The organism is Corynebacterium phoceense, from assembly GCF_900092335.1.
GTDB lineage: Bacteria > Actinomycetota > Actinomycetes > Mycobacteriales > Mycobacteriaceae > Corynebacterium > Corynebacterium phoceense.
Genome location: NZ_LT596208.1, coordinates 456,745 through 481,753, shown reverse-complemented (window position 1 = coordinate 481,753; position 25,009 = coordinate 456,745). Strand labels below are relative to the sequence as shown.

General features: G+C 65.7%; 21 protein-coding genes and 3 pseudogenes. 9 read left to right on the top strand and 15 right to left on the bottom strand.

Annotation, left to right across the window (positions count from 1 at the left end; genetic code table 11):
• The 5 genes from BN9444_RS06400 to BN9444_RS06380 all read right to left on the bottom strand — a co-directional run.
• Positions 1-428 (bottom strand): CMD domain protein (locus tag BN9444_RS06400; protein WP_068801616.1); only part of this gene is annotated, 428 nt, incomplete at its 3' end.
• Between the two features lie 13 nt (positions 429-441).
• Positions 442-2,052: a dipeptide ABC transporter ATP-binding protein gene (locus BN9444_RS06395; RefSeq protein WP_066510754.1), complete on the bottom strand. Its 1,611-nt coding sequence runs from the start codon at positions 2,050-2,052 to the stop codon at positions 442-444.
• Positions 2,049-2,870, bottom strand: a complete 822-nt coding sequence (locus BN9444_RS06390; RefSeq protein WP_066484813.1) for an ABC transporter permease — start codon at positions 2,868-2,870, stop codon at positions 2,049-2,051. Before BN9444_RS06390 ends, BN9444_RS06395 begins: the two co-directional genes overlap by 4 nt.
• Positions 2,870-3,883: an ABC transporter permease gene (locus BN9444_RS06385; RefSeq protein WP_068801615.1), complete on the bottom strand. Its 1,014-nt coding sequence runs from the start codon at positions 3,881-3,883 to the stop codon at positions 2,870-2,872. The genes BN9444_RS06390 and BN9444_RS06385 overlap by 1 nt, the downstream gene beginning before the upstream one ends.
• Positions 3,883-5,535 (bottom strand): TIGR04028 family ABC transporter substrate-binding protein, encoded by a 1,653-nt coding sequence (locus tag BN9444_RS06380; protein ID WP_068801614.1) that lies wholly within the window; start codon positions 5,533-5,535, stop codon positions 3,883-3,885. Before BN9444_RS06380 ends, BN9444_RS06385 begins: the two co-directional genes overlap by 1 nt.
• 48 nt (positions 5,536-5,583) lie before the next feature.
• Between BN9444_RS06380 and BN9444_RS15675 the strand changes: the two are divergent.
• Positions 5,584-6,237 (top strand): annotated as a pseudogene (locus BN9444_RS15675) (FAD/NAD(P)-binding protein); the annotation flags it as partial.
• A gap of 1,069 nt (positions 6,238-7,306) precedes the next feature.
• On the opposite strand, the gene BN9444_RS15115 reads toward BN9444_RS15675, so the two are convergent.
• From BN9444_RS15115 to BN9444_RS15445, 3 genes are all read right to left on the bottom strand, one after another.
• Positions 7,307-7,903, bottom strand: coding sequence for an SDR family NAD(P)-dependent oxidoreductase (locus tag BN9444_RS15115; protein ID WP_077210054.1), 597 nt, complete (start codon positions 7,901-7,903; stop codon positions 7,307-7,309).
• Between the two features lie 10 nt (positions 7,904-7,913).
• Positions 7,914-8,171, bottom strand: a complete 258-nt coding sequence (locus BN9444_RS14220; protein WP_141628582.1) for a hypothetical protein — start codon at positions 8,169-8,171, stop codon at positions 7,914-7,916.
• Between the two features lie 290 nt (positions 8,172-8,461).
• Entirely contained in the window at positions 8,462-8,602 is a 141-nt protein-coding gene (locus BN9444_RS15445; RefSeq protein ID WP_478219568.1) for a hypothetical protein, read from the bottom strand.
• 227 nt (positions 8,603-8,829) lie between these two features.
• Between BN9444_RS15445 and BN9444_RS06365 the strand changes: the two genes are divergently transcribed.
• Complete coding sequence (locus BN9444_RS06365; protein WP_233423558.1) at positions 8,830-9,549, top strand: hypothetical protein; 720 nt, start codon at positions 8,830-8,832, stop codon at positions 9,547-9,549.
• Between the two features lie 47 nt (positions 9,550-9,596).
• Positions 9,597-11,079 (top strand): annotated as a pseudogene (locus BN9444_RS06360) (Y-family DNA polymerase).
• Here the strand turns inward: BN9444_RS06360 and BN9444_RS06355 are convergent.
• Positions 11,076-11,705 carry an AMIN-like domain-containing (lipo)protein gene (locus BN9444_RS06355; protein ID WP_066484829.1) on the bottom strand — a complete coding sequence of 210 codons (630 nt, stop codon included), beginning with the start codon at positions 11,703-11,705 and terminating at the stop codon, positions 11,076-11,078. The pseudogene BN9444_RS06360 and the gene BN9444_RS06355 sit on opposite strands and share 4 nt — an antisense overlap.
• A 96-nt stretch (positions 11,706-11,801) precedes the next feature.
• Here BN9444_RS06355 and BN9444_RS06350 point away from each other — a divergent pair, with 96 nt between their 5' ends.
• Complete coding sequence (locus BN9444_RS06350) at positions 11,802-12,680, top strand: sucrase ferredoxin (RefSeq protein WP_066510975.1); 879 nt, start codon at positions 11,802-11,804, stop codon at positions 12,678-12,680.
• 56 nt (positions 12,681-12,736) lie between these two features.
• On the opposite strand, the gene BN9444_RS06345 is transcribed toward BN9444_RS06350, so the two are convergent.
• The 3 genes from BN9444_RS06345 to BN9444_RS06335 form a co-directional block, all read right to left on the bottom strand.
• The gene (locus BN9444_RS06345; protein WP_066484832.1) at positions 12,737-13,414 is read right to left on the bottom strand and encodes a methionine ABC transporter permease; all 678 of its coding nucleotides are present in this window, start codon (positions 13,412-13,414) and stop codon (positions 12,737-12,739) included.
• Positions 13,411-14,454 (bottom strand): methionine ABC transporter ATP-binding protein, encoded by a 1,044-nt coding sequence (locus tag BN9444_RS06340; protein WP_231724972.1) that lies wholly within the window; start codon positions 14,452-14,454, stop codon positions 13,411-13,413. Before BN9444_RS06340 ends, BN9444_RS06345 begins: the two co-directional genes overlap by 4 nt.
• Positions 14,455-14,665: 211 nt before the next feature.
• Entirely contained in the window at positions 14,666-15,544 is an 879-nt protein-coding gene (locus tag BN9444_RS06335) for a MetQ/NlpA family ABC transporter substrate-binding protein (RefSeq protein WP_066484834.1), read from the bottom strand.
• Positions 15,545-15,674: 130 nt separating this feature from the next.
• Between BN9444_RS06335 and BN9444_RS06330 the strand changes: the two are divergent.
• Positions 15,675-18,597 (top strand): annotated as a pseudogene (locus tag BN9444_RS06330) (helix-hairpin-helix domain-containing protein).
• On the opposite strand, the gene BN9444_RS06325 reads toward BN9444_RS06330, so the two are convergent.
• Both BN9444_RS06325 and BN9444_RS06320 read right to left on the bottom strand, forming a co-directional pair.
• Positions 18,590-18,916, bottom strand: coding sequence for a hypothetical protein (locus BN9444_RS06325; RefSeq protein WP_141681509.1), 327 nt, complete (start codon positions 18,914-18,916; stop codon positions 18,590-18,592). The pseudogene BN9444_RS06330 and the gene BN9444_RS06325 sit on opposite strands and share 8 nt — an antisense overlap.
• 160 nt (positions 18,917-19,076) lie before the next feature.
• Positions 19,077-19,271 (bottom strand): hypothetical protein, encoded by a 195-nt coding sequence (locus BN9444_RS06320; protein WP_066484840.1) that lies wholly within the window; start codon positions 19,269-19,271, stop codon positions 19,077-19,079.
• Positions 19,272-19,490: 219 nt separating this feature from the next.
• Here BN9444_RS06320 and BN9444_RS06315 point away from each other — a divergent pair, with 219 nt between their 5' ends.
• The 3 genes from BN9444_RS06315 to BN9444_RS06305 are packed head-to-tail and all read left to right on the top strand — an operon-like array spanning position 19,491 to position 23,562.
• Positions 19,491-21,629, top strand: coding sequence for a BCCT family transporter (locus tag BN9444_RS06315; RefSeq protein WP_082723158.1), 2,139 nt, complete (start codon positions 19,491-19,493; stop codon positions 21,627-21,629).
• Positions 21,630-21,667: 38 nt separating this feature from the next.
• A complete protein-coding gene (locus BN9444_RS06310; RefSeq protein WP_420888711.1) occupies positions 21,668-22,141 on the top strand; it encodes a PH domain-containing protein in 474 nt (157 codons plus the stop codon).
• The gene (locus BN9444_RS06305) at positions 22,138-23,562 is read left to right on the top strand and encodes a PH domain-containing protein (protein ID WP_369814865.1); all 1,425 of its coding nucleotides are present in this window, start codon (positions 22,138-22,140) and stop codon (positions 23,560-23,562) included. Before BN9444_RS06310 ends, BN9444_RS06305 begins: the two co-directional genes overlap by 4 nt.
• Positions 23,563-23,653: 91 nt before the next feature.
• On the opposite strand, the gene BN9444_RS06300 is transcribed toward BN9444_RS06305, so the two are convergent.
• On the bottom strand, positions 23,654-24,124 hold the full coding sequence (locus BN9444_RS06300) for a tRNA (cytidine(34)-2'-O)-methyltransferase (protein ID WP_066484846.1): 471 nt from the start codon (positions 24,122-24,124) through the stop codon (positions 23,654-23,656).
• A gap of 24 nt (positions 24,125-24,148) precedes the next feature.
• On the opposite strand from BN9444_RS06300, the gene BN9444_RS06295 reads away from it, so the two are divergent.
• The gene (locus BN9444_RS06295) at positions 24,149-25,006 is read left to right on the top strand and encodes a bifunctional methylenetetrahydrofolate dehydrogenase/methenyltetrahydrofolate cyclohydrolase (protein WP_066484849.1); all 858 of its coding nucleotides are present in this window, start codon (positions 24,149-24,151) and stop codon (positions 25,004-25,006) included.
• Positions 25,007-25,009: the final 3 nt, after the last annotated feature.

Genomic DNA, 25,009 nt, shown 5'->3' with positions numbered 1-25,009 from the left:
TCCTTGGGATGGAAGGTGAGCAGGTGCGCGTAGTCGAGCGCGGCGGCGAGGCGCGCGCCGAGTGCCGCGGCGTTGTGGAGTGCGAAAGCGGGCGCGGCGGGGCCTGCGATATAGGGGCCTTGCGTGCGGCCGGCGGCGATGGCGGCCTCGACGGGGGCGACGAGCTCTTCGGACTCGTCGGCTAGCAGATCGAGGTAGAAGCTGCCGCCGGCGTGCGTGAGGCCCGCGACGAAGGCGGCGACGGCGTAGCGCTCGGCATAGGTGAACGTGCCGGGCTCGGCGGGCTCGAGGAGGGCCTCGAAGCTGGCCTGCGCGTTGGAGACGGCGTCGGGGCGCGCGGAGCGGGCGGTCGCGATAGCGGCGGCAGCGCCGGTCGCGGTGTCGGACTCGGATTCGAGGCCGGCGAGGAGGTTGATGATGTCAGACATGTCTGGTCCTTTCTTAGAGCCCCAGATTGAGGTCGCCGGCGCGGTAGCGCTGGCCTGGGATGGCGTCGATGAGCTCGCGGGTAAACGGGCTGGCCGGGTGGGCGAAGACTTCGCGGGTGGTGCCGGATTCGAGTTGCTTGCCGTGGCGCAGGACGGAGACGGTGTCCGAAATCTGCGAGACGACGGCGAGGTCGTGCGAGATGAAAATATACGTGAGGTCGAGCTCGCGTTGCAGGCGGTCGAGCAGGCGCAGGATCTGGGCCTGGACGGTGACGTCGAGAGCGGAAACGGCCTCGTCGAGGATGACGAGCTCCGGCTCGACGATCATGGCGCGGGCGATGGCGACGCGCTGGCGCTGGCCGCCGGAGAGCTCACGGGGACGGCGCTCGGCAAACTGTGGGTCGAGGGCGACGAGGTCGAGGAACTCGCGGGCCTTCGTGCGGGCGGCGGACTTCGAGGCTCCTGTGAAGTTACGCAGCGGCTCGGCAATGATATCGCCGATGGACATGCGCGGGTTCAGCGAGGAGTACGGATTCTGGTAGACGAGCTGGATGCCACGGCGCAGCTCCTTGAGCTCAGCCTTCGAGTGCTGCGCCGTGACATCGTGGCCGCCGACGGTCACGGTGCCGAAGCTGGCTTGCTCGAACATGGAGATGATGCGGCCGGTGGTTGTCTTGCCGGAGCCGGATTCGCCCACGATGGCGTGGGTCGTGCCGCGGGCGACGTCGAAGCTCACGTGGTCGACGGCCGTGAAGTCGCCGAAGGTGCGCGTGAGGTCGCGGACCTGCACCAAGGTTTCCGATGCCGCCATCTTGCGCGGCGACGTAAAGGACTCGGGGTGGCGGTCGACGTCGGCGACGGTGAGGGAGGGGGCATCGGCAAGCAGGCGGCGCGAGTAGGGGTGCTGCGGGTCGGCGAAGACGCGTGCGGCGAGGCCTTCTTCGCGGACCTCGCCCTCTTCCATGACGACGATGCGGTTGGCGCGGTCGCCAGCCACGGACAGGTCGTGCGTGATGAAGAGGATGCCCAGGCCGAGCTCGCGGCGCATGTCGTCGAGGAGATCGAGGATGGTCTTCTGGACGGTGACGTCAAGGGCAGAGGTGGGCTCGTCAGCCACGATGAGGTCGGGCTCGAGGGCGAGCGCGGCGGCGATGAGCACGCGCTGCTTCATGCCGCCGGAGAGCTCGTGCGGGTATTGGCCGTAGCGGCGCTCGGGGTCGTCGATTCCGACGCGGGCGAGCCAGTCGAGGGCGGTGGCGCGCAGGTTTTGCGTGCGGCCGTGAATGCGCAGGCCTTCCTCGATGGAGTGGCCGATGGTCTTCAGCGGATTGAGTGAGTTGTTGGGATCCTGGGGGATGAGCCCGACGCGGGCGCCGCGCAGGGCGCGCCATTGCTTGTGCGTGAAGTGTGTGACGTCCTGGCCGTCGAAGGTGATGCGGCCGGAGTCGATGCGTGCGTTGGCCGAGTTGAGGCCGAGCGCGGACATGGCGGTGGTGGTCTTGCCGGAGCCGGACTCGCCGACGATGGCGGTCATCTCGCCGGGTTCGACGTGCAGGCTAATGCCCTGGACGGCGGGTTTATCGCCGTAGGAGACCGAAAGGTCTTCGATAGTGAGCAGCGTCATGCGCGGGCTCCTTCGCGGTTCTGGAGGCGTTGGGACAGGTAGTTGGCGCTCATCACGACGGCAACGATGGCCAGGCCGGGCAGGATGATGAGCCACCAGGAGGTGGCCATGAAGTCGCGTCCCTCGGCGATGATGAGGCCCCACTCCGGCGTGGGCGGCGGGGCGCCGTAGCCGAGGAAGCCCAAAATGGACAGCTGGAGGATGGCGGTGCCGAACTGCAGGGTGGCCAGGGCCAGGACAGGCGTGAGCGAGTTGGGCAGCACGTGGCGGGCGAGCACCTGCGCGGTGGTGGCGCCGGAGCCGTAGGCGGCCTCGACGAACTCGGAGTTGGCGACCGTCATGACCTGCGAGCGCGCGAGGCGGGCGAAGGCGGCGACGGTGGTCATACCGACGGCGAAGGCGGCCTGCAGTGAGCCGAAGCCGAGCAGGATGATGATTGACAGCGACAGCAGGATGCCGGGGATGGACAGCAGGACGTCGACGACGCGCATGAGCACGGTGTCGACCCAGCCGCGCAGCGTGCCGGCGAGAAGGCCGAGCAGCGTGCCGAGGACGAGGCCCACGGCGACGGCGATGAGCGCGCCGAGGAGCGACTGGCGGGCGCCGAAGATAACGCGGGCGAGCACGTCGCGGCCCACGGCGTCCGTGCCGAACCAGTGCGCGGAGTTCGGGGCCTGGAGGGCGACATCTGTGCCGGAGTACGGATCCGCGGAGGTGAACACGCCGGGGAAGAGCGCCCAGGCGAAGGCGACCACGAGGATGACCGCGGAGAGGACCACTGGGAGGACCACGGGGACAGTGGTGGTAAAGCGACGCATTAGGCGGTCCTTTCAAGCTGGGCGGAGGTGGAGGGGGCATCGGAAAGCGGGCGCTCGCGCAGGCGGACGTCGAGGACGGGGTAGAGCAGGTCGACGACGAGGTTGATGAGCACGTAGGCCGTGGCGGCGATGATGACGATGGCGAGCAGGACCGGGGTGTCGCGGTTGGAGACCGCCTGGACAGTGAGGTAGCCCAGGCCGGGGCGACCGAAGACGGTCTCGGTGACGACGGCGCCGCCCACGAGCTCGCCGAAGAGGAGGCCCACCATGGTGAGCGCGGGGAGGAGCGAGTTGCGCAGGATATTGCGCCAGAAGACCCAGGACTCGGAGGCGCCGCGGGCGCGGACGACCTGGACGAAGGTCATGGCGCGGGTGTCGTCGATGGACCGGATGAGCACCTGAGTGAGGGGTGCGGCCATGGGCACGGCGAGGGTGAGCGTGGGCAGGATGAGGCCCTCGAAGGGGCTCGGGTCGATGACGCGGACCCAGCCGAGTTTGAAGGAGAAGAACTGCAGCAGGAGGATGGCGATCCAGAAGCCCGGCAGGGAGACCATGAACGACGGCAGGGCACGGAAGAAGCCGCCCACGGCGGGGGCCGGTGTGGCGGGGAACGCGGAGGCGAGCGCGGCGACGATGGCCCGGGCGGTGGAGCTCGCGGCGGGGGCGGNCGCGACGACGATGGCCAGGGCGATGGAGCTCGCGGCGAGCGCGAGCGTGTGCGGCAGTGCGGTGGCGACCATGGAGCTCACGGCGGTGCCGGTCTGCGTGGAGATGCCGAAGTTGCCCGTGACGAAGCCGGCGAGCGAGGTGAGGTACTGCGTGAGCAGGGGCTTGTCGATGCCCATCTCCTCGCGGATGCCGTCAATCTCGGCCTGGGAGAGGCCCAGGGCCGGGTCGCCGAAGCGGGCCATGACGCCGTCAGAGGGCAGGGCCGAGAGCAGGAGGAAGGCGACGGTGAAGGTGATGAACAGGACGAGGACGGCCTGTCCGATGCGGCGTGCGATGTGGGCCATTACTGGGCCTCCTTGGCGGCGTGGTCGATGTAGGCCTCGTAGAACCAGGGACGCGCGACGGCCTCGGGGCTAAATCCCTTGAGGTAGGGCGCGACGGCGTAGACAACGGGTTCTTCGAAGAGCGGCAGGGAGTAGGACTGCTCGGTGATGTAGTCCTGGACGTCCTCGGTGGCCTGTTTGCGCTCGGCGTCGGCGGGCGCGGAGATGACCGTGGTGAGCAGGTCCTCGAGGTGCTGGTCGATGGGGTTGCCCTTGGCGTCCTGGTTGAGGAAGGCGTCGCGGTTGGTGACCGAGTACAGCGAGTGGATGGCGTCGTAATCCGCGCGGCCGACCATGGAGTGATAGACCTGGATTTTGTCGATGTCCTTGGCATCCGCGTTCTGCGTGGCTTGGTCGCCGGCGTTGATGAGCCATTCGATGCCGAGCTCGCGCATGTCTTCCTGGACCATGGTCTGGACCTCCTTGGAGCGCGGTTGCGGCAGGGCGGTGTTGACGCGCAGGGTGAGGCGTTGGCCGTCCTTGACGCGGATGCCGTCTTCGCCGGGGACCCAGCCAGCCTCGTCGAGGAGCGCCGTGGCGTGTTCGGGGTCGTAGGAGTAGGCGGCGGACTGGTCCTTGTAGCCCAGACCGGTCGCGGCGACGGTGGACGTGGCCAGGGGGTAGGTGGGCGAGAAGAGGATGCGCATGATCTCTTCGCGGTTGATGCCATTCATGATCGCGTCGCGCACCCGCTTGTCCTTGAGGATGGGGTGGTTGAAGCGGAAGGCGAGCTGGTTATTCATCGAGTTAGTGCCGCGGGCGATGATGTTGATGCCCTGGGCCTCGAGCTGCTTTTCCACGGGTGCGGAGACCTGGCGGGCGATCTGTGCTTGGTCGGAGACGAGCGCGCCGGCGCGGGTGGATTCCTCCGCGGCGAGGCGGTAGTGGATGCCATCGAGACGAGCGCGGCCCTGGTGGCGGGCGGCGGGCGGGGCCCAGTTGTAATCGTCGCGCGCGGTGAGGTCGAGGGCGGGGTTGAGCGTCTCGCCTGTGATGACGAAGGGACCGGAGCCGATGACGGCCTCGGCGTTGCCGGGGGCAAAACCCTCGTTGTCGAGCTGCAGCGTGGAGTCGGCGACGAGGCCCGCGTTGTAACCGGCGGTGGCCTGGGCGAAGCCGGGCGAGGGCGCCGAGAAGTAGAACTTCACGGTGTCGTCATCGACGACCTCTCCGTGGTCGTAGTTCGTAATCTGCTCCGAGGAGTTGAGCGTGCGCGACTTATCGCCCTTGCCGTAGAGGTCGAAGTTCGCGACGACGTTTTCGGCCGTGAGCGGCGTGCCGTCAGAGTACGTAACATCGGTGCGGATGTTGAAGGTGTACTCCGTGGCGTCCGCGTTGATCTTAGGCAGGTCGGTGGCGATCCACGGGGAGAGCTGAAGCGTTTCCGGATCTTGGTAGAGCAGGCGGTCGGTGACCTGGTTGACCACGCCGCCGTTGGGGTAAAAGCCTGCGGCCGGCGGATAAAGCGTCCTAAACATTTGGGGCTCGAGGTAGGTAATCCAATTCTCGTCGGTAGACGCCGACGATGAGGATGGAGACGCGCAGCTCGTCACCGCCCCGGCGAGGGCGAGAGCCAGCGCGGCGGCGAGCGTCGCACGGAAGGGAGATTTCACGGTTTTCCTTTAGCGTTGAAGTTTAACGAGAGTGAACAGTACACCACGGTGGACGATTTTGTCTCATCTTTACATACTGATCTGTCTAGTAGTACTGTCAACGAGGTGACTGATAATAAAATTCCTTCCGCCGCTCCGGCGATTGCGATCGTGGGCGCGGGTCCGCGCGGCGTCTCGCTCGTCGAGCGCCTGGGTGCCTACCTGCGCGAGCCTGCCTACGCGGGACGTGCGGTGGAGCTCCACATCATCGATGACGCTCAGGTTGGCTCCGGCCGCATCTGGAACACGGAACAGACCCGTACGCTGTGCATGAACACGCTGGCCGGCGCCGTGACGCTCTTTACCGAGCCGGGCTCCACGGTGGGTGCGCCGGTGCTTGAAGGCCCTACGATGTTCGAGTGGATTCAGGCGCTGCGCGGCGAGGAAATTCCGGCCGCGAAGGCCGCGCTCGTGGAGCGTTACCCCGCGCACGTACCGGATGAATTTAAAGCCGAGCTGGATGCCACTGTGCCGGAGTCGAACCCGTCGCGCGCGCTCTACGGCGAGTACATCGCGTGGGTCTTCGAGGTCGCGCTGGGCGAGCTGCCGGAGACGGCGACGGTGGAGCGCCACGCAGCCCGCGCGGTGCGCCTGACTGAGAGCGACGGCGTGGACGGCATCGAGCTCTCCGACGGCACGCGCATTGAAGCCGCGACAACCGTCATAGCCTCGGGCTGGACGACGCCTGCGCTGAACGCGGAGGAGCGCGCGCTCGCGGCTGCGGAGATTGAGTGGGTCGCGCCGGCCAACCCGGTGGAGCAGAACCTGAGCGCCGTGCCTGCGGGCGAGGACGTGCTCGTGCGTGGCTTGGGCATGGGCTTCTTCGACGTCATGGCGCGCCTCACCATGGACCGCGGCGGCCGCTTCATTGAGGATGACTCGGCGCGCGCCGGGCTGCGCTACATCGCATCCGGCCGCGAGCCGCGCCTTATCGTCTCCTCGGGCCGCGGCTACCCGTACTTGCCGAAGAGCGAGTATCACTCGCTGCCGCCCAAGGCGAACCTTGAGCGCCTGCGTACGACCATCGCGGATAACCAGGTGGAGGCGGGCTCCAACTCGCTCAACTTTGGCCGAGTGCTGTGGCCGGCGCTCGTGCGCGATGCGTTTGCGGAGTACTACCGCACGCTCGCCGAGGTACGCCCCGAGGCGCTCACCGTCCCGCTCGCCGAGATTCTCGCGACCATTGACGAGGACCTGCCCGTCGACCAGTTCGACGCGACGGTCACCCCGGCCGCGCTCGAGGCCAAGCTTGGCCGTGCCACCTCCGAGCCCTTTGTTCTTACCGACTGGTTCTACCCGCTCGCCGGCACCGAAGGCATGACGCGCGAGGAGCTCACCGCACATATTGCAACGGGCATGGAACGCGACATCGCGGAGGCCGTCGCCGCGCGTCGCTCGCCGCTCAAGGCGGGCCTGTGGGCGATCTCTGCGGGCCGCAAGCCCTCGTCCATCGCAGGCTCGAATGGACGGTTCTGCTGGGACTCGCGCTCGGGATCCTTCAACCAGTTCATGGCGCTAGGGCAGATGGTGGGCTCGGGCCCGCCGCTGTTCCGTACGCGTGAGCTCCTCGCGCTCGTCGATGCCGGGCTGGTCACGTTTCTCGGCGCACGCCCAGCCTTGGCGCTCGCCGACGGTGAGGTGACGCTCACGGCGGGGACGAAGGCGGCATCGGCAAGCGTGCTCATTGATGCGTGGATGCACGGCCCGGACGTGCGGCACCGCGCGGACCCGCTCACGCTGTCGCTGGGGGAGCGCGTGCGGCCGTTCGTGGATGACGGGCAGGAGACCGGTTCGCCGGAGACGACGCACGAGCGCCGGACCGTGCACGCGGACGGCGCGGTGGACGAGCGNAGACGCGAATATCGGGCTCGGCGAGGCGCAGGCCATCCGCGAGGGCGTAGAGCGCGTGCTTCGTTGCGGCATAGATGACGTTGTCTGCATAGGAGTGACGGCCCGCGCCCGAGTTGATGAAGACCACGGTACCGCCCGCTGCGCGCAGAGCAGGCAGGAGCAGGCGGGTGACCTCGGCGGGGGCGTGAACGTTGAGATCCATCTGCGCGCGCCAGTCCGCGGGGCGGGCCGAGTCGACCGAGAAGTGCTCGGCGCGGGCGGCGGCGTGGACGAGGACGTCGACGCGCTCGAGCTCCGGCAGCGGGAGGTCCTCGATATCGGCGACTAAGTCGATGGCGACGGGCGTGATGTTGTCGAGGCCCTCGAGCGCCTCGGCACGACGGCCCAGCGCGTAGACGTGGTGGGTGCGGGCCAAGTCCGCGATGATTTCGCGGCCCATGCCGCCGGTGGCTCCGGTTACTACTGCGATTTTATCCATGCGTACAACCCTAGCGGCGTGCGACCGCCGCGGCGCCATGTTCGAGCAACTGGCCGGACAGCTTCAGCAGCCTGGGCAGGGGCATCGCCTTGCCTGTAGTGACCCAGTGCCGGTCAAGGCCCACGGAGCTCGACACCATGAAATTGTTGACCATGGCCTGCTCCGCGGCGGGCAGATGCGCGAAAGGATTGAAGTGCTCTCGGTTATGCCGCAGGTTCGCCGCGTTCACCCGGTGCGCGAGCTCCGCTCCGGTCGAGGGCGCGACCAACGAAGGGCTCGAGCCGGTCGCGGATGCGGAGTACGACGCGCTCTAAAACCGCATGCAAAAGGCGCGCTTCCCGTTGCGGGAAGCACGCCTTTGAGCGTGTGAACTAGGCCTCGCGGTGAGCGGCGGCCTTGTCGAAGACAGGAAAGAAGCCGTCCTCGCCGTAGTTCTCGAGCGGCGGCAGGTTGTTGAGGGTTTCCATGTCGGCGTCCGAAATCTCGAACTCGACGTCGGCGTTGGAGTCGATGCGCTCGTGGTCGCGGACTTGGGCAGGGAGATAAGCCCCAGCTTATTTAGGGACTCGGTAATCGACGCGAGGGCGGTGTTGTGGTCTTTGATCTCGCCCTGGATCTTGGTGGTGACACAAAGTTCTTCGCGCGGGCGATGCTACGGCCTACACCCGCCTCGTTGCCGTACGCCTGTGCGGTGTCGATGTGGCGGTAACCGTGTGCGATGGCGTGGTAGACGGGCTCGACGACAGCGTCGTCATCGATAAGTCAGGTGCCTAGTTCGAGCTGGGGATGGTGTGATTGTCGTTGAGTGTGAGCGTCTGGTCGAACATGGGTGTATTCTGCGCTGAGGAACGGGGAACCGCATGACGCTGAGCATGCTTTTCGAACAGTAGTTTGCACATGTCGGGCGGGTGAATAAACTGTGTTGCGTGACTGGATCAGGTGTTCGAAAGCTCGGCGAGGACAAAGCGTCCCGCGTCGCGGCTTTGCGCGCCCAGGTTGCGGCCATGGAGTCTGGATCGGCGCTGGCGGGAAGCGGTGCGGCGGCTCGCGTGCTGCGTGCTGTGCCCGACGCGGAACCGCCGGTCGAGGGCGCTGACCTGCTGGAAGTGGGCGGCGATTTGGCGCGCTTGTTGCCGGGTGGCGGGCTGGAGCGCCGTGCGGTCACGGAGTTGAACGACTGTCCGGCGCTCGCAGTGGAACTGCTTGCGCGGGTTACGCGGGCGGGTGGGTTCGCCGCTGTTGTGGGGTGGCCCGAACTCTCTCTCGCACGGGTGATCGACGAGGGGGAAGCGGCGCGGATCATCGCGGTGCCGGACCCGGGTGCGCAGCCGTGGGAGGCCACGAGCGTGCTCGTTGAGGGTCTCGATCTTGTCATCCATCACGGCGCGGCCGCGGAGCTCAGCCCTACGCGGGCGCGCCCCATCTTAGCGAAGCTGCGTGCGGGGCATGCGGCGCTCGTCACGGTAGGCCCGCACCTGCCGGGCGCGCGGTTGACGTTGCGCGGTGAGGTGACGACCTACCGGGGCATCGGCCGCGGGGCGGGACGCATTCGCGGTGTGGACCTTGCGGTGACGGCGCGGACGAAGCGGGGCGAGCAGCGCGGCACCGTAACCGCCGGGCAGCGGCGCCGTTTGGAGCTCGTATGAGCGCGCCAGCAGTGCGCAGAAAGCGGCATGGCTCGCGCGCGGCGGGCATGCGTGTTGCGGCGCTGTGGTTTCCGGATTGGCCGGTGCAGGCCGCGGACTTGGACGAGGAGGTGGCGCCGGGCGTGGTTGCGGGGCCGGTGGCGGTGGCGGCGAACCATCACGTCGAGGTGTGCAACGGACCGGCGCGCGGGGCCGGCGTGCGGCGTGGCATGCGCGTGCGTCAGGCACAGGCGGTGTGCCCGGAGCTGGTCGTCCTCGATGCAAACCCGGAGCGTGACGGCGCGGTCTTTGGGGCGATTGCGGACTCGCTCGATGACGTGGCGTCCTCGGTGGAGATCCTGCGGCCGGGGCTGGTGATCGTGGACCTCGCGGCGGCGGGTGCGTTCCATGGTGGGGAAGATCGCGCGTTGGAGATGCTCATCGACGCCACCGCACGCGCGGGTGTGGATTGTCTTGTGGGCGCGGCGGACGAGATTGCCACGGCGCTCATCGCGGCTCGGCATGCCGGGCGCGGCGCGGTTGTCGCGGCGGGCGAGTCGCGGGAGTTTCTCGCGGGTGAACCGGTGGGCGTGCTCATCGCGGAAGCAGCGCTGGGCGTGGATGCGCGGCTCGTGGAACAACTGGGCAAGCTTGGCGTGCGACGTTTGGGCGAGCTCGCCGGGCTGCCGCGCGGGCAGGTTGTCACGCGCTTTGGACAGGCGGGTGCGAAGGCCCAGTCCATCGCGCAAGCCACGCCCGACCGTCGTGTCGCGCCGGAGCTGGCGGTCACGGAGCTGCGCGTGGGGCTTACCCCGGAAGAGCCCATCGAGCGTGTCGATGCCGCTGCATTCGCCGCGCGCCAACTCGCCAGCTTGTTGCATGGCAAGCTCGACGCGGCGGGACTCGTGTGCGTGCGCCTCGAGGTCGTCGCGGAGTTCACGAGCGGCCAGCGCCTGGAACGCGTGTGGCGCACGCGCGATGCCTTGGATGAGGAAGCGACGGCCAACCGGGTGCGCTGGCAGCTTGATGGGTGGCTGAGCACGGCGCGGGCGGCGGAGGCTGGGGGCATCGGAAGGCTGGAGCTTGTTCCGGTGGAAGTAGCGCCGCCGGAGGCGGGTGAGCTCTTTGGCGCGCGGACGAGCGATGAGCAGGTGCGGCGCGCGGTGGCGCGCGTACAGTCGCAGCTGGGCGTGGATAAAGTGCTGGTCCCGCGGCCGGCGGGCGGGCGCGGCGTGGCTGAGCGCGTGGAATTCGTGCCCTATGGCGNCTTCGCGTTTTTACCTGGTGAGCGCGAAAGATGAGCCGGTTATCGTTACGGCGGAGGCGGAGCTCAACGCCGAGCCCTATGCCGCGAAGTGGGGCGCGTACGTCTACCGCGTGGCGGGCTGGGCAGGGCCCTGGCCCGTGGATGCACAATGGTGGACGGCGGAGCCGGGAAGCCGAGTGGCGCGGCTGCAGCTCGTGGGACAAGCCGACGGCGAGGAGGTGCAGCGGGCGTGGCTGCTGTACTTCGCGCGCGGGGCGTGGCGTGTGGAGGCGGCCTATTTTTAGGACAGGATGTCGATGACCAGGCGCGTGGGTTCTTCGAGAGCCTGCACGGAGTAGGCGTGCTGGCCCTTGAGTCCGATGAAGAATTGGGAGCGGCCCTCAAAGGTGCCGACGGGGACGACTTGGGTGATAAAACCGCCGTGGCCGTCCGTGGTCTTCAGGCCGGGGTCGTCGTGGCCTACCTCGAAGGGGAGGACGGTGCCGTCGATGTTGACGTTGAGGGCGGCGTCGCCGTCGACCTTGACGGTGTTGCCGGAGCCCTGCTGCGTGGGGCGGTCCGTAAAGTCGATGAACCAGCCCGGCGTGCCGGTGCCTTCGAGATCAAAGACGACGCGCTCGAAGCCCTCGTGCTTGCCCGTGCGGATATTGGTGACGAGCAGCTGACTAGGCGCGCCGGGGCGCTCCGTCTTGAGGGTGGTGTTGGCGTCTCCCAAGGGAGTGAGTCCGGCGCCGGTATTCCCGGACTCGGCGGACGCGGCCATCGTCTTCAGCGTGGTGCTGGCAGACGAGGCCTCGTGTGCGGCCGGAGTGCTGGTGGGAGCGGCGGAGCATGCGGTGAGAGCCAGGACGCAGGCGGCGCCGAGAGCACACGCGAGTGCGGCGGACGGAGTGGCCTGAGAGGGATGCATTCCTCCACCGTAAAGGTTCACTGGAGAAAGCGAAAATTACTATCGTGAGAAAGCACATTTCTTAACCGGATTGTTGTCAAAGCTATGCTGGGGGACATGACTTCCACGCACAACTTGTGCTCCGACGCGTACCTGCACGGCGATCCGGAGCCGCTGCCCGGTACCGCGAAGCAAGAGTCCGTCTATGTTCTCTTTGAACAGCCAGGCCGGTGGTCGCACGACATTATGGACGGCCACACGTTTGGCGAGGAGCTCACGGCGCAACTCAAAGCGAAGATGAAGGGCCAGGCTGGCCTGCAGCTCATTCGCCTGCCAGGTCGTGAGGGCCGTGACGTCGGTAAGTTGCACCGTTGCTACCTCGTGTGGGCGAAGGAGCAGGTGATGGAGCTGCTCCTGCTGGAAAAGCCGGAAGACATGCTCGACCTGGATCTCACCGGTCCGGGCCGCAATGGCGGCGAGCCTGTCGATACCCCCTTGGTGCTGGTATGCACGCACGCCAAGCGCGACCAGTGCTGCGCTATCAAGGGCCGTCCGCTCGCTGCGGCGCTCAACGAGGAATTCCCCGGCAAGATGGTCTGGGAAGCCTCGCATATGAAGGGTCACCGCTTCGCGCCGACGCTGCTGCTTATGCCGTGGGCGTACTCCTTTGGCCGGCTCAATGAGGAGGCGGCGCGCCAGATGACGCGTGCGGCGCTGCGCGGCGAGATGTTTGTTCCCGCCAATCGCGGCTCCGGCCTGCTGCCCCCGCGCGGGCAGGTGGCGGAGCTGGCTGTCGCGGCCATGATCACGGGGCTGCACTACGGCGAACTCGAGGTGGTAGACCCCGGCGAGGGTGCCGTCACCGTGCGCCACCCGGATGGGCGTGCGTGGCGTGTGACGCTTACCCAGCGCGAGGTTTACGGGATTGTCTCCTCGTGTGGGGACGAGCCGAAGACGTCGCAGGCGTGGGTCGCGGATTCCGTAGAGGCGCTCTAGAACGAAGCGCGGCCCCGTCCTCGTGTGAGGGCGGGGCCACGCGCATGCGCGGGGACTTAGCGGCGCATGATCTTGGCGGAGAGCCAGTTGCCGAAGAACTGGGCTGCTTGGACCATGACGATGATGATAAGCGTCGCGACGACGGTGACTTCCCAGTCGAAGGAGCGGTAACCGTAGACGATGGCGAAGTCACCCAGGCCGCCGCCGCCCACGTAACCGGCCATCGCGGACATGTCGATGATGCCGATGAAGAGGAAGGCGTAGCCGAGGACCAGCGGGCCGAGGGCCTCGGGGACGATGACGGAAGTGATGATCTTCCAGGGGCTCGCCCCCATGGCGCGGGCGGCCTCAATAACGCCCGGGTCAATAGCCATGAGGTTTTGCTCGACGATGCGCGCCACGGCGAAGGTCGCAGCGATGACCATGACGAAGGTCGCGGGGTTACGGCCGATAGACCCGCCCATGACGGCAACGGTGAGCGGCTGGACGAAGGCCAGCAAAATGATGAACGGGATAGGGCGGACGAAGTTCACCGCGACGTTGATGAGGAAATAGATGAACTTGTTTTGCAGGATTCCGCCGGGGCGGGTGGTATAGAGCAGGACGCCCAACGCCAGGCCCAGGATGCCCGCCACGAGAAGCGTGACGGAGACCATGATGAGCGTGTCGACGATGGCGGTGACGAGGGTATCGCCTAGGCGATCCCAGTCTGCGGCGAGGGTGGTGACGGTCATCGCTGAATCTCCTCAATGTCGGTGGTGCGGGCAAGCGTGGCGTAGAACTCCTCGATGGCGGCGTCGGGGCCGTTGAGGCGGACCGTCACCTTGCCAAAGGAATGCCGCTGCAGCGTCGTGATGCCGCCGTGGACGATGGCGATGGTCACTCCAGCTTCGGCGAGCTTCGCCGCGGCGGTAAAGAATCCGGAGTGTTCGGTGAGGTTGACGGTAAACAGGCGTCCCTCGTGGGCGAGTAGGTCATCGGCCTCGACGAGGTCCGGGGTATTGCGCAGCGAGGTTGATACGAACTTCGCGGCGGTGTCCGTCTGCGGGTGCGAGAAAACCTCGTAGACCGAGCCGTTTTCGACGACGCGGCCGTTTTCCATGACCACGACGTGGTCCGCGATGGAACGCACGACCTCCATCTCGTGAGTGATGACGACGATGGTGATGCCTAGTTCCTTGTTGACGCGGCGCAGGAGTTCGAGGACCTCGTGCGTCGTGGTGGGGTCGAGGGCGCTCGTCGCCTCGTCTGCGAGCAGCAGGGAGGGGTTGACCGCAAGCGCACGAGCGATGCCCACGCGCTGCTTCTGGCCGCCGGAGAGCTGCTCCGGGTAGTTGCCGCCCTTATCGGCCAAGCCGACGAACTCGAGAAGTTCCTTGACGCGCTTGGTGCGCTCGGCCTTGGGCATGCCCGCCAGCTGCAGCGGGTATTCGATATTGCCTGCCGCGGTGCGGGAGGTGAGCAGGTTGAACTGCTGGAAGATCATGCCGATGTCGCGGCGGATGGTGCGCAGCTTCTTCTCCGGCAGGCCCACGATGGATGTGCCGTCGAGGAGCACGTCACCGGAGGTGGGCGTGTCGAGGGCGTTGATCATGCGCACGAGCGTGGACTTACCGGCACCGGAGTAGCCGATGATGCCAACGATCTGTCCGGGCTCGATGGCGAAGCTGACGTCCTGCAACGCGGCGGTTTCGGTCTTCTTGTTCTTGAAGACCTTGCTCAAGTTGCGGAACTCGACGCGCGTGCCGTGGCGTTGCGGCAAAGATGTGGTCACGAGTGGGGTCCTTTATGGGTTCAAACTATGGGTGTTCTTGTCGGGCTTTGAGTGTGCCCGACGCGGCTGACAATGTCGACTGCAGCGTCACTACAGCGTCTGCTGCACCGTATTTAACAAGAAGACGGTGGTGAAAAGGGGCGCGACCCCCGGTGCGTGCGCAGGGAGCCGGGGGTGCGGGAGTGAAAGGGGAAGGGGAGAGGGGTCGGGACTAGAGCTGCTCAGTGAGACGGTCGACGATGGCCTTGAGCTCCTCCGGGGTGCGCTCGACCTCAACCGAGGTGCCCTTGGAGTCCTCGGAGACGGCTGCCTGGACGGCATCGGAATGCCAGACCTCGGCGAGCTTGGTGATGTTTTCGTTGGTGGCGTCCTCGGCGCGAACGACGAAGGCGTTGATGTAGGGCTCGGCCTCTTCGGAGTTTGGGTCATCCTGGAAGACGGAGGTCGTCGGGTCGATGCCGGCGCGGTCGAGGAACGAGTTATTGATGATCGCCGGGGTGCCCTCGCCGTAGGCGGCCGGGGTCTGGGCGGCATCGACGGCGGTGACCTTCACCTTGGAGGCGCCCTCGTCGATATCGGCGATGGCCGGGGTAATGAGGCCTTCCTTCTTCAGCTTGACCAGGTCAGCCTGGACGAGCACGTTGATGGCGCGGCCCTGGTTGGTGGAGTCGTTCGGGATAACGATTTCCTGGCCCTCGATGCCGTCGAGGGAGTCGTGGTCCTTCCAGAACAGGGCGAGCGGAACGATCTCGGTGGCGACGATCGGCACGAGGTCGGTGCCGTTGGCCTTGTTGTACTCGGAGAGGAACTTGAGGTGCTGGAAGTTGTTGGTATCCAGGGCGCCCTGGTCGAGGGCCTGGTTCGGGGTGGTGTAATCCGAGAAGTTCTGGATTTCGACCTTGAAGCCTTCCTTCTTAGCTTCGTCCTCGAAGGCGGCCCAGGCCTTCTTGGAGGCATCCGTCGTGCCGACCTTGATGGTGGGGTTATCGCCGGAGGCGGAATCCGACGAATCGGAGGAAGAGCAGGCGGCGAGGCCGGTGGCGGAAATGGCCACGGCGGCGGTGGTGGCGAGAACGCGACGGAGGAACATGATGGAGACTTTCTTACTTGGGGTAATTTGCTGTTGCTCAACGTAGCAACGAACGAACCGCTTTGTCTATCCCGGGTCGGACGAACGGAAAGTTTTGATTGGAACGAGTTTTCGAAATATTATGTGGCGCATGAGGTTCAATGGAGGTGAGGCGCTGCCGTGGTCACGCGTGGAGCGCATCCTGTCCGGCCGCCCTGGGCCTACGCCCGTGCCTGCCGATGCCCCCTCGGCGCTCGAGGTGGCTCTCGCCGGGGCTTCCGATGCCGCCGCGCGGGGCCGCGCGCAGGGTCCCGCCTTTGCGGAGCTCCATGCCGTTTCGTCCTACTCTTTCCTTGACGGTGCCTCGGAACCAGAGGATATGGTTGCCCGCGCGCTGGAGCTGGGGCTCTCGGGGCTCGCGATCCTGGATAGGGACGGTTTTTATGGCCTTATGAAGTTTGTGGAAGCCGCAGCGGAGGCGGGTTTACCGGCGGTCTATGGCGTGGAGCTCTCGGTCGAGCGGGCGCCTGGCGACACGGCGCGCGGCACGCGGCCGGTGGGGATTGTGGCGACGGAAGGTCGGCGGCTCACGGTGCTCGCGCGCACGCCGGAGGGGTACCGGCGGCTGAGTCGACTCGTCGCCCGCGCGCGCATGGATGCGCGCGCAAAAGGCGAGGTTGCCTACCCGCCGCTCGAGGCGATTCTGGACNAAGCGGGCGCTTGCGCGCCGCAACTCCGTGGGCGAGGCGGAGCCTAATGCGCATCCCATGGGGGCGAGCTGGATGCGCGGCGGAGCGCAGATGGCGAAACTGCTGCCGGGGCGCCCCGAGCTGCTCGCGGAAACGCTGCGCGTGGTGGAGGAGTGCTCCTTTACGTGGACCTCGCTCGCCCCGCGTCTGCCGGACTATGGCGTGCCGGAGGGGCACACGGAGATGTCCTGGCTCGAGCACCTCACGTGGGAACGTGCCGAAGTCCGCTACGCTTCGCGTGACGCCGATATTAGGGAACGGGCGTGGACGCAGATCGAGTATGAGCTGGGGGTCATCGAGAAGCTCGGCTTCCCAGGCTACTTCCTCATCGTCTGCGACCTCGTGGACTTCTGTAAGAAGACGAATATCCTGTGTCAGGGTCGCGGCTCGGCGGCGAATTCCGCAGTGTGCTTCGCGTTGGGCATCACCAACGCCGAGCCGATTTCCGCGGGCCTGCTCTTCGAGCGCTTTCTCTCGCCGGACCGTGACGGCCCGCCCGATATCGATATCGACATCGAGTCAGGGCGGCGCGAAGAAGTCATCCAGTATGTCTACGAGTCACACGGGCGCGAGCGCGCGGCGCAGGTCGCCAACGTCATTACGTACCGGCGCAAGGGCGCNGTGCGGCAGCTTGCGGAACAATTCAAGGGACAACCGCGGCACCTGGGCATTCACTCCGGTGGCATGGTGCTGTGCGACCGGCCGATTTCGGACGTCGTGCCCATGGAGTGGGCGCGCATGGAAGCTCGCTCGGTCCTGCAATGGGATAAGGATGACTGCGCGGCGGCGGGGCTCGTGAAGTTCGACCTACTGGGCTTGGGCATGCTGGAAGCTCTGCATCACATGCTCGATCTGGTGGAGGAAACGACCGGACGCGTGGTCAACCTGTGGGAGCTGGACCTCGCGGACGGGGAAGTCTACGACATGCTCTGCCGCGCGGATGCTGTGGGTGTGTTCCAGGTTGAGTCGCGCGCGCAGCTGTCCACGCTGCCGCGCCTGAAACCGCGGCGCTTCTTTGACCTCGTGGTGGAGGTGGCGCTCATCCGACCGGGCCCCATCCAGGGCGGCTCGGTGCACCCGTACCTGCGCCGCCGCGATGGGATTGAGCCGGTGACGTATGAGCACCCGGTGCTCGAGAAGTCGCTGGGCAAGACACTGGGCATTCCGCTGTTCCAAGAGCAGCTCATGCAGATTGCTGTCGACGCTGCGGGATTTTCCGGTGCGGAGGCCGACAGCCTACGCCGCGCGATGGGCTCCAAGCGCTCGCCGGCGACGATGGCAGCGCTGCGCGACCGCTTCTACACCGGCCTGCGCGAGACCAACGGCATCACGGGGCAGAGCGCGGACACGCTGTGGAACAAGATTGTGGCGTTTGCGGCTTACGGCTTCCCGGAATCGCACTCGCAGTCTTTCGCCTCGCTCGTCTATTTCTCGGCGTGGTTCAAGCGCTACTATCCGGCGCAGTTCTGCGTTGGCCTGCTGCGCGCGCAGCCCATGGGCTTTTACTCGCCGCAATCGCTGATCCAAGACGCGCGGCGGCACGGGATTTCGATCTTGCCGGTGGACGTCAATGCGTCGGGCAAGGAAGCCCGCGTCGTGCCGGTCGAAGGCTCTGCCAGCGGCTTTGGCATCCGCGTGGGCCTCAACCTGGTCAAAGGCTTGGGTGGGAAAGCTGCGGAGCGGGTGGAGGCGGCATCGGCAAGCGCGGCGTTTGTGGATATCTCGGACCTTGCGCGCCGAGCGGACCTTAATGTCGAGCAGGTCGAGGCGCTTGCGACCGCGGGCGCGCTGGATTGCTTCGGCGTGGACCGGCGCCAGGCGCTCTGGCAGGCGGGTGTGGCCGCGACGGAACGCACCGGGATGTTGCCGGGGCTCTCCGCGATTGAGGCGCCGTCGCTGCCGGGGATGAGCGCGTTCGAGCTCATGGCCACGGACATTGCGGCGACCGGGGTGACGGCTGACCATCAGCCCATGGATTTCGTGCGCGCGAACCTAGAACTGCGCGGCGTGCTCACGGCGCGCGACCTCAAGCGTGTGGAGGATGGCTCGCGCGTGCGGATCGCGGGGATTGTCACGCACCGCCAGCGGCCGCAGACCGCGTCCGGCGTGACCTTCTTTGGACTGGAAGACGAGACGGGGTTGCTCAACGTCATGGTGACGCCCGGGCTGTGGGCGCGGCATAAGACGCTCGCGCGCACGGCGCGGGCGCTCGTCGTGCGCGGCATCGTGCAGAATGCCTCGGGGGCGGTGACCGTGGCCGCGGACAAACTCGAGCCACTCGAATTATCCGAGTGGCTCTCAAGGGGGTCGCGGGACTTTAGATAGTGGCGGGTGTAGAGTCGGCGCGCTCGTCTGCGCTCATGCCCAGCGAGATGGTGCCGAGCTGGGTTAGCGAGACTCCAAGCATAAGCACGCCAGCGAGCATGCCCACGGAGCGGAGTACTTCTGGCCACGGGATGTCTGAACCAGTGAGATTGAGGAGCGGGAGGAATAGCAGCGCTACCATAAGTCCGCCCAGAACGAAGAGAGCGAAGCTCAACGAATGGGTGCGCGCGCGATCGATGCGTGCACGCTGGTATTCGTCAGCGAAACCGGGATCCGAATTGTCTTTGCCAATAGTCTTTTGGAGAACTCCAATCGCCACTGACATGAGGATTATGCCAAAGACTCAGAGATATACGGCCCACTCCATCTCGAGGGAATTGAGCGCGACTGCAACAAGTAGCGGGACGAGGGAAACAAGTGCAAGGTGCAAGAAGGTCTGACGTGACATGGTCGTTTCCTTTGAACTAGGCGGGATGAGGTTATTCGGAGGAGATGAGCTCGTCGCGGTTGATTTTTCCGGCGAGGGAGCGGGTGACGGTGAAGGGGACAAAGGCGAGCTGGGCGCAGATGAGCTTGAAGTAGATGTGCGCGACGAAGACGCCGTCCATGAAGCCGGTGAGGCGGGCGCTGACCGCGATGAGGCCGGTAACGATGAGGAGCCCGATGCTCGCCATGAGCGCAGCGCGGAGACCATCGTTGCGGGCCTCGGCGAGGCGCTGGAGCTCGTACTCGTCGAGTGCCTCGGGGCGCGAGCCACAGGGACGGGCATTCGGGGCAGAAGCAATGTGTCTGTATTTAGGGAAACTGCAGCGTTTGGGTGTGTGCGCTGCAGATTTTCGTTAGCCTGAATGGGTAAGGAGTTAGTAGACCAATCATGGAAAAGCTTTCACGCAATGAATAGAGACAGCAGTAAGAAAAATTCTGACGGCGTCTCGGGGGTCTCGAATTCCTCCGGTGACCAAGCCGATGACCGCGCGTCGAACTTTGAACGCAACGCGCACGCCAGCCCGCGGGCCGATGCCCACGGGCTGAAACCAGCGACCACGGTGGAGCCCACCGTGGCGGACCGCAGCCGCACGCGCACCGCCAAGCGGATTCTCAAAGACATCATTTATCCGCACAATATCCACCCGGCGCTGGTGCCTGGCGTGTCCATCGACTCACAGAAAGTGCGCTACGGCGTGGATAAACCCATCCTCTTCGTCGTGGGTGGCCTCATCATCGCCTTCGTCGTCTGGGGTGTGGCCAAGCCACAACAGGTCTTTGACATCTCGTCTACGGCTCTGACCTGGGTCATGCACAACTTCGGGTGGGTCTTCACCACGCTCGCCGCCGGACTCTTGTTCTTCCTGCTCTACCTCGCGGTGTCGAAGTACGGGCGCATCCCGCTTGGCGTCGACGGCGAGGACGTCGAATACTCGACGGTGAGCTGGGCGGCGATGCTCTTCGGTGCCGGGATCGGCATCGGCATCATCTTCTTCGGTCCGTTCGAGCCGCTCACGTACTACCTCTCGCCGCGGCCGGGCGCTTATGAGGCGGCATCGGAAGAAGCAATCATGGGTTCGCTCGCCCAGGCTGCCATGCACTGGGGCATCAACGCGTGGGCCATCTACGCCGTGGTCGGCCTCGCCGTCGCGTACGTGTCCTATCGGCGCGGACGCGTGCCGCTCATGAGCTCCATCCTCATGCCGCTGTTCGGTGCGAAATCCACAGACTCGTGGCAGGGCCGCATCATTGATGGTCTGGCTATTATCGCCACGCTCTTCGGTACCGCGGCCTCCCTGGGCATCGGCGCCATGCAGATCTCCCAGGGCGTCACAGTCGTCTCTGGGTGGTCACCGACGGGCAACGCGCTCGCCATCGGCATCATCGTTGTCTTGTCCATTGGCACCATCATCTCCGCCGTGTCCGGCGTTGCCAAGGGCGTGCGCTGGTTATCTAATATCAACCTGGCACTCGCGCTCGTCCTCGCTCTGTTCTTCTTTATTGTCGGCCCTACCGCGTTCCTCGCCAACGTGCTGCCCGCGACGATCATCGAGTACATCTCCAAGTCTCCGGAAATGCTCAGTGCGAATATGGGCCAGGGCGAGGACATGCAGGAGTTCCTGTCGAGCTGGACCACCTTCTACTGGGCTTGGTGGGTGTCCTGGTCGCCCTTCGTGGGCGTGTTCGTGGCGAAGATTTCGCGCGGGCGCACCATCCGTCAGTACGTCTTCGGCGTGCTGTTTATCCCGTCGTTTATCATCGTTGCGGCGTTTACCATTCTGGGCGGTACGACCATGTGGATACAGCGCACGCAGGGCACCATCGCGCCGGATGGCACGGCGGACTCCATGCCGGCTGCGGCGGAGATCTTCTTTATCGTGCTCGACCACCTGCCGGGCGCGCAGTTCATCGCACCGGTGGTCGTCGTCATGCTCGCCGTCTTCTTCATTACGACGGCGGACTCCGCGTCCCTGGTGAACTCCCAGCTTTCGCAGCGGGGCAACCCACATCCCAAGAAATGGGTGACCATCTTCTGGGTGGCGTGTATGGCGGGCATCGCCGTCGTTATCCTCGTCGCCGGTGGCCAGCAGGCGCTGCAGGGCCTGCAGAACTTCATCACCGTCACGGCGTTGCCGTTCGCGTTCATCATCGTGCTCATGGTCGTCGCTCTCATTCGTGAGCTGCGCTTTGATCCAGCCGTCATTCGCCAGTCTTACGAGGAACACGCACTTGCCAACGCCGTGGTTCAAGGCGTGCGCGAGCACGGCGACGACTTCGCGCTTGCCGTCGAGCCCACCGAGCCTGACTCGGAGTACGCGGCCGGCGCCGATTTCGACTCCACCTCGGAAGAAGCCACCGAGTGGTACGTGCGCACGGACGAGGAAGGCACGCCCATCCCCTACGACTACGAGGAGGGTGAGTACATCTCCGAAGAAGAAGCACGTGAGCGTGGGCACGCGGATATCCAGGACGTTGTCGAGGCGATGGGGGAGGATACCGCCGCGACTGACAGCGTCGCGGAGGAAGACTCTGGCAACCAGAAGTAGCGCGAAGAAAACACTGGCCTTTTGCTAGTGTGACCATCATGAATCCTGTCGTTCCGCCGAATATGAATGCGGTCTCGCCCGCGCTGGTGAAGGTGCGCTATATCGTCAACCTCACGTGGACTGTCCTTTGTGCGGTGACGTGCGTGGTGGCGGCGTACTTCTGGGGATCGTGGTGGCACATCGGTACGGCCTTCTTCGCCGTGCTCTTCGTATGGCTGCTGTGGCTCATTCCGGCGCAGGTGTGTAACATGGGATGGCTCGAGACTGAGGATGAGCTGCTCATTACCAAGGGCAAGTTGTGGCACAAGTTTACGGTCGTGCCTTATGGCCGCATTCAATTCGTCGATGTCACGGCGGGGCCTGTGGCGCGGGCCTATGGGATGAAGACGGTGAAGCTGCACACGGCATCGGCAGGCACGGACGCCACCATTAAGGGATTGCCGGCAGAAGAAGCTGACGCCTTGCGCGAACGGCTGGCAGTCCAAGCACGCGAGAGGATGAGCGGGCTGTGAGCCGTCACGCGCGTGGCCGCATGCCGGTCGACGAGGAGAGTTTCCGCCGCGTCCATCGCCTCACGCCGTTGCTGCGGTTCTGGTCGCTCATCCTGGCCATCGTCGCGATCTTTATCCTCAACTTCAACCTAGAGATGGTCGCGGACTTCGTGACCTACCTGCGCGACGGCCACTGGCGGGACATGGGGCGCGACTCGCTGCTCACCCTCGCGGGTTTTGTCGTGGTGTGCGTCGTCATCTGGTTCGTGAGCGAGCTGTGGTGGCGCAAGCTGGGCTTCAAAATCGACGAAGAAGAGGTATCGCTGCGCCACGGCGTGCTGTCTAATTCCTTCCGTTCGGCGCGCTATGACCGCATTCAAGCCGTCGACGTCGTCGAGTCCGTCATCGCCCGCATCTTCGGACTGGCGCAGGTGCGCGTGGAAACCGCCGGCGGCACCGCGTCGGTTATCCAGATTGGGTATCTGCCCAAGCCCGAGGCGGAGGAGGTGCGCCGCGAGGTCTTGGCGCACGTGCATGCGCGACCCATGGCGGACGGCGGTGCGGTGACAGAGTCGGAGGACGCGGAGCACTCGGCGGTCTTGCCGGAGATTCCCATTGGCCGCACGCTTCTCGCAGAGGCCCTGCGACCCGGCACCCTCGTGATGGTCGCCGTGGCTTTCGGCCTGCTTGCGTTACCGGTGGCGAATGCCTCGGTTATCCCCATCATCGTTGGTTTCGTGCCGTCTATGTGGAATCTCGTCGACACCTCGTGGCGTTTTAGCGCGCGCCTCGACGCGGACCGTGGCGTCCTCAACGTGAACTATGGTCTGGCGGATAGGCGCCGGCAGGCTATTCGTCTCTCGCGCATCCATGGCGTGCGCGTGTCCCAGCCGTGGACGTGGCGGCCTTTCGGCTGGTACGAGGTGCACGTCTCCGTCGCTGGCTATGGCACGGCAGGCGGCAAGCAGTCGGGTTCCACGCGCATCGTCCCGGTGGGCACGCGCGAGCAGGCGCTCGCGATGTTCGCGGTGGTCTCCGATCTCTCGCCTGCGGAGATCGACGCCGTAGCCCTGCCAGAAGGCCATACCCAGCCCACGTTTACCTCGCCGCGCCGGGCCTGGTGGGCGTCGCCCATGGACCGTGCGCGCCAGTCGGTGACCCTGCATGAGGGCGTAGCCATCGTCCATCGCGGGCGGCTCACGCGCCGGGTCATGGCCGTCGCGTTGCCGCACATCCAGGAGGTCACCTATAAGGCGGGGCCGCTCGCGCAGCTGCTCACAGTGGGCACGGTGCGCTTCGAGCTCGTCAACGGTCCCGTGAAGATGGCCGCCGAAGAGCTCGAGCCTGCCGATGCCGCCCTCCTCATGGAGCGCCTGCGCGCCCGGCGTCTGCCGGAGCTCGCCGCCGTGCCCGAGGCCGGGGACGGCGAGCCAGAAGCCTAAGACGGTGAGCTTTACTCCGGCGTGGATTCGGGCTTGTGCTTGAGGGTGTCCTCCCACGCGCTGATCTTGCGCAGAGCACGTCGAGGCGGGACTAGACAGCTCCCTCAAAGCCCAGCTGGCGCCACGCCTCGAAGACGGCGGTCGAGGCGGCGTTCGACAGGTTCATCGAGCGACGCGCGGGCATCATCGGAATGCGGACCTGCTCGGTGATGCGTGGGTGCTCGAGATGTTCCTTGGGCAGGCCGGTGGGCTCGGTGCCAAAGAGGAGCACGTCGCCGTCGCGGTACTCGACATCGGTGAACCACTTGGTGGTGTGCGTGGTAAAGGCAAAGACGCGCGCGCCGGGTAGGGCATCCATGCAGGCCTGGAAGTCCTTGTGGATCTGTAGATCTGCCAGGTCGTGGTAGTCGAGGCCAGCGCGTTTTAAGTGCTTGTCATCGAAGTTGAAGCCCAGCGGCTCAATGAGGTGGAGCGTGGCACCGGTGACGGCGGCGGTGCGAATGGCATTGCCCGTATTAGTAGGAATGACGGGGTTATCAAAGACGATGTGCAGCTGGCTCATAGTGCTCAGTCTAGGATGGTGGGCATGAGCGCTACCAAACTAGACGGCACCCTGTACCGCGACGAGATCTTTGCAGACCTGGCCACTCGTGTGGCGAAGCTCAAGGAGCAGGGGGTGACCCCGGGCCTGGCGACGGTCCTCGTGGGCGACAACCCGGGCTCCCATTCCTACGTGAAGATGAAGCACCGTGACTGCGAGCAACTGGGCATCAACTCCATCCGCAAGGATCTGCCGGAGGAAACCACGCAGGAAGAACTCGAAGCTGTCATCGACGAGCTCAACGCGGATCCGAACTGCACGGGCTACATCGTGCAGCTGCCGCTGCCCAAGCACCTCGACGAAAACAAAATCCTCGAGCGCATCGATCCAGACAAGGATGCCGATGGCCTCCACCCGGTGAACCTGGGCAAGCTGGTTCTCAATGAGCCGGCCCCGCTGCCGTGCACCCCGAACGGCTGCATCCACCTGCTGCGCCGCTACGGCGTGGAGCTTGATGGCGCCAAAGTCGTCGTCATCGGCCGTGGCGTCACGGTCGGCCGCCCTATCGGCCTCATGCTCACCCGCCGCAGCGAGAATTCCACCGTCACGCTGTGCCACACCGGCACGAAGGACCTTGCCGCGGAGACCCGCGAGGCGGACGTCATCATCGCTGCCGCCGGCAAGGCACACATGCTCACCGCGGACATGGTCAAGGAAGGCGCGGCCGTGCTCGACGTCGGAGTCTCCCGCGTCGACGGCAAGCTCGCTGGCGACGTGGCCGAGGACGTCTGGGAGAAGGCCGGTTTCGTCTCCCCGAACCCGGGCGGCGTGGGCCCTCTCACGCGTGCGTTCCTTGTCTACAACATCGTCGAGCGTGCCGAGCAACTTGCTGCCCAGGCCTAAGAG

Excerpts from the sequence above, each read along its gene's own strand:
- BN9444_RS06390 (WP_066484813.1), bottom strand. The coding sequence starts at position 2,870 with ATGCGTCGCTTTACCACCACTGTCCCCGTGGTCCTCCCAGTGGTCCTC.
- BN9444_RS06355 (WP_066484829.1), bottom strand. The coding sequence starts at position 11,705 with ATGCATCCCTCTCAGGCCACTCCGTCCGCCGCACTCGCGTGTGCTCTC.
- BN9444_RS06295 (WP_066484849.1), top strand. The coding sequence starts at position 24,149 with ATGAGCGCTACCAAACTAGACGGCACCCTGTACCGCGACGAGATCTTT.
- BN9444_RS06335 (WP_066484834.1), bottom strand. The coding sequence starts at position 15,544 with ATGTTCCTCCGTCGCGTTCTCGCCACCACCGCCGCCGTGGCCATTTCC.
- BN9444_RS06310 (WP_420888711.1), top strand. The coding sequence starts at position 21,668 with ATGAATCCTGTCGTTCCGCCGAATATGAATGCGGTCTCGCCCGCGCTG.
- BN9444_RS06300 (WP_066484846.1), bottom strand. The coding sequence starts at position 24,124 with ATGAGCCAGCTGCACATCGTCTTTGATAACCCCGTCATTCCTACTAAT.
- BN9444_RS06315 (WP_082723158.1), top strand. The coding sequence starts at position 19,491 with ATGAATAGAGACAGCAGTAAGAAAAATTCTGACGGCGTCTCGGGGGTC.
- BN9444_RS06345 (WP_066484832.1), bottom strand. The coding sequence starts at position 13,414 with ATGACCGTCACCACCCTCGCCGCAGACTGGGATCGCCTAGGCGATACC.
- BN9444_RS06320 (WP_066484840.1), bottom strand. The coding sequence starts at position 19,271 with ATGGCGAGCATCGGGCTCCTCATCGTTACCGGCCTCATCGCGGTCAGC.
- BN9444_RS06350 (WP_066510975.1), top strand. The coding sequence starts at position 11,802 with ATGACTTCCACGCACAACTTGTGCTCCGACGCGTACCTGCACGGCGAT.
- BN9444_RS06395 (WP_066510754.1), bottom strand. The coding sequence starts at position 2,052 with ATGACGCTGCTCACTATCGAAGACCTTTCGGTCTCCTACGGCGATAAA.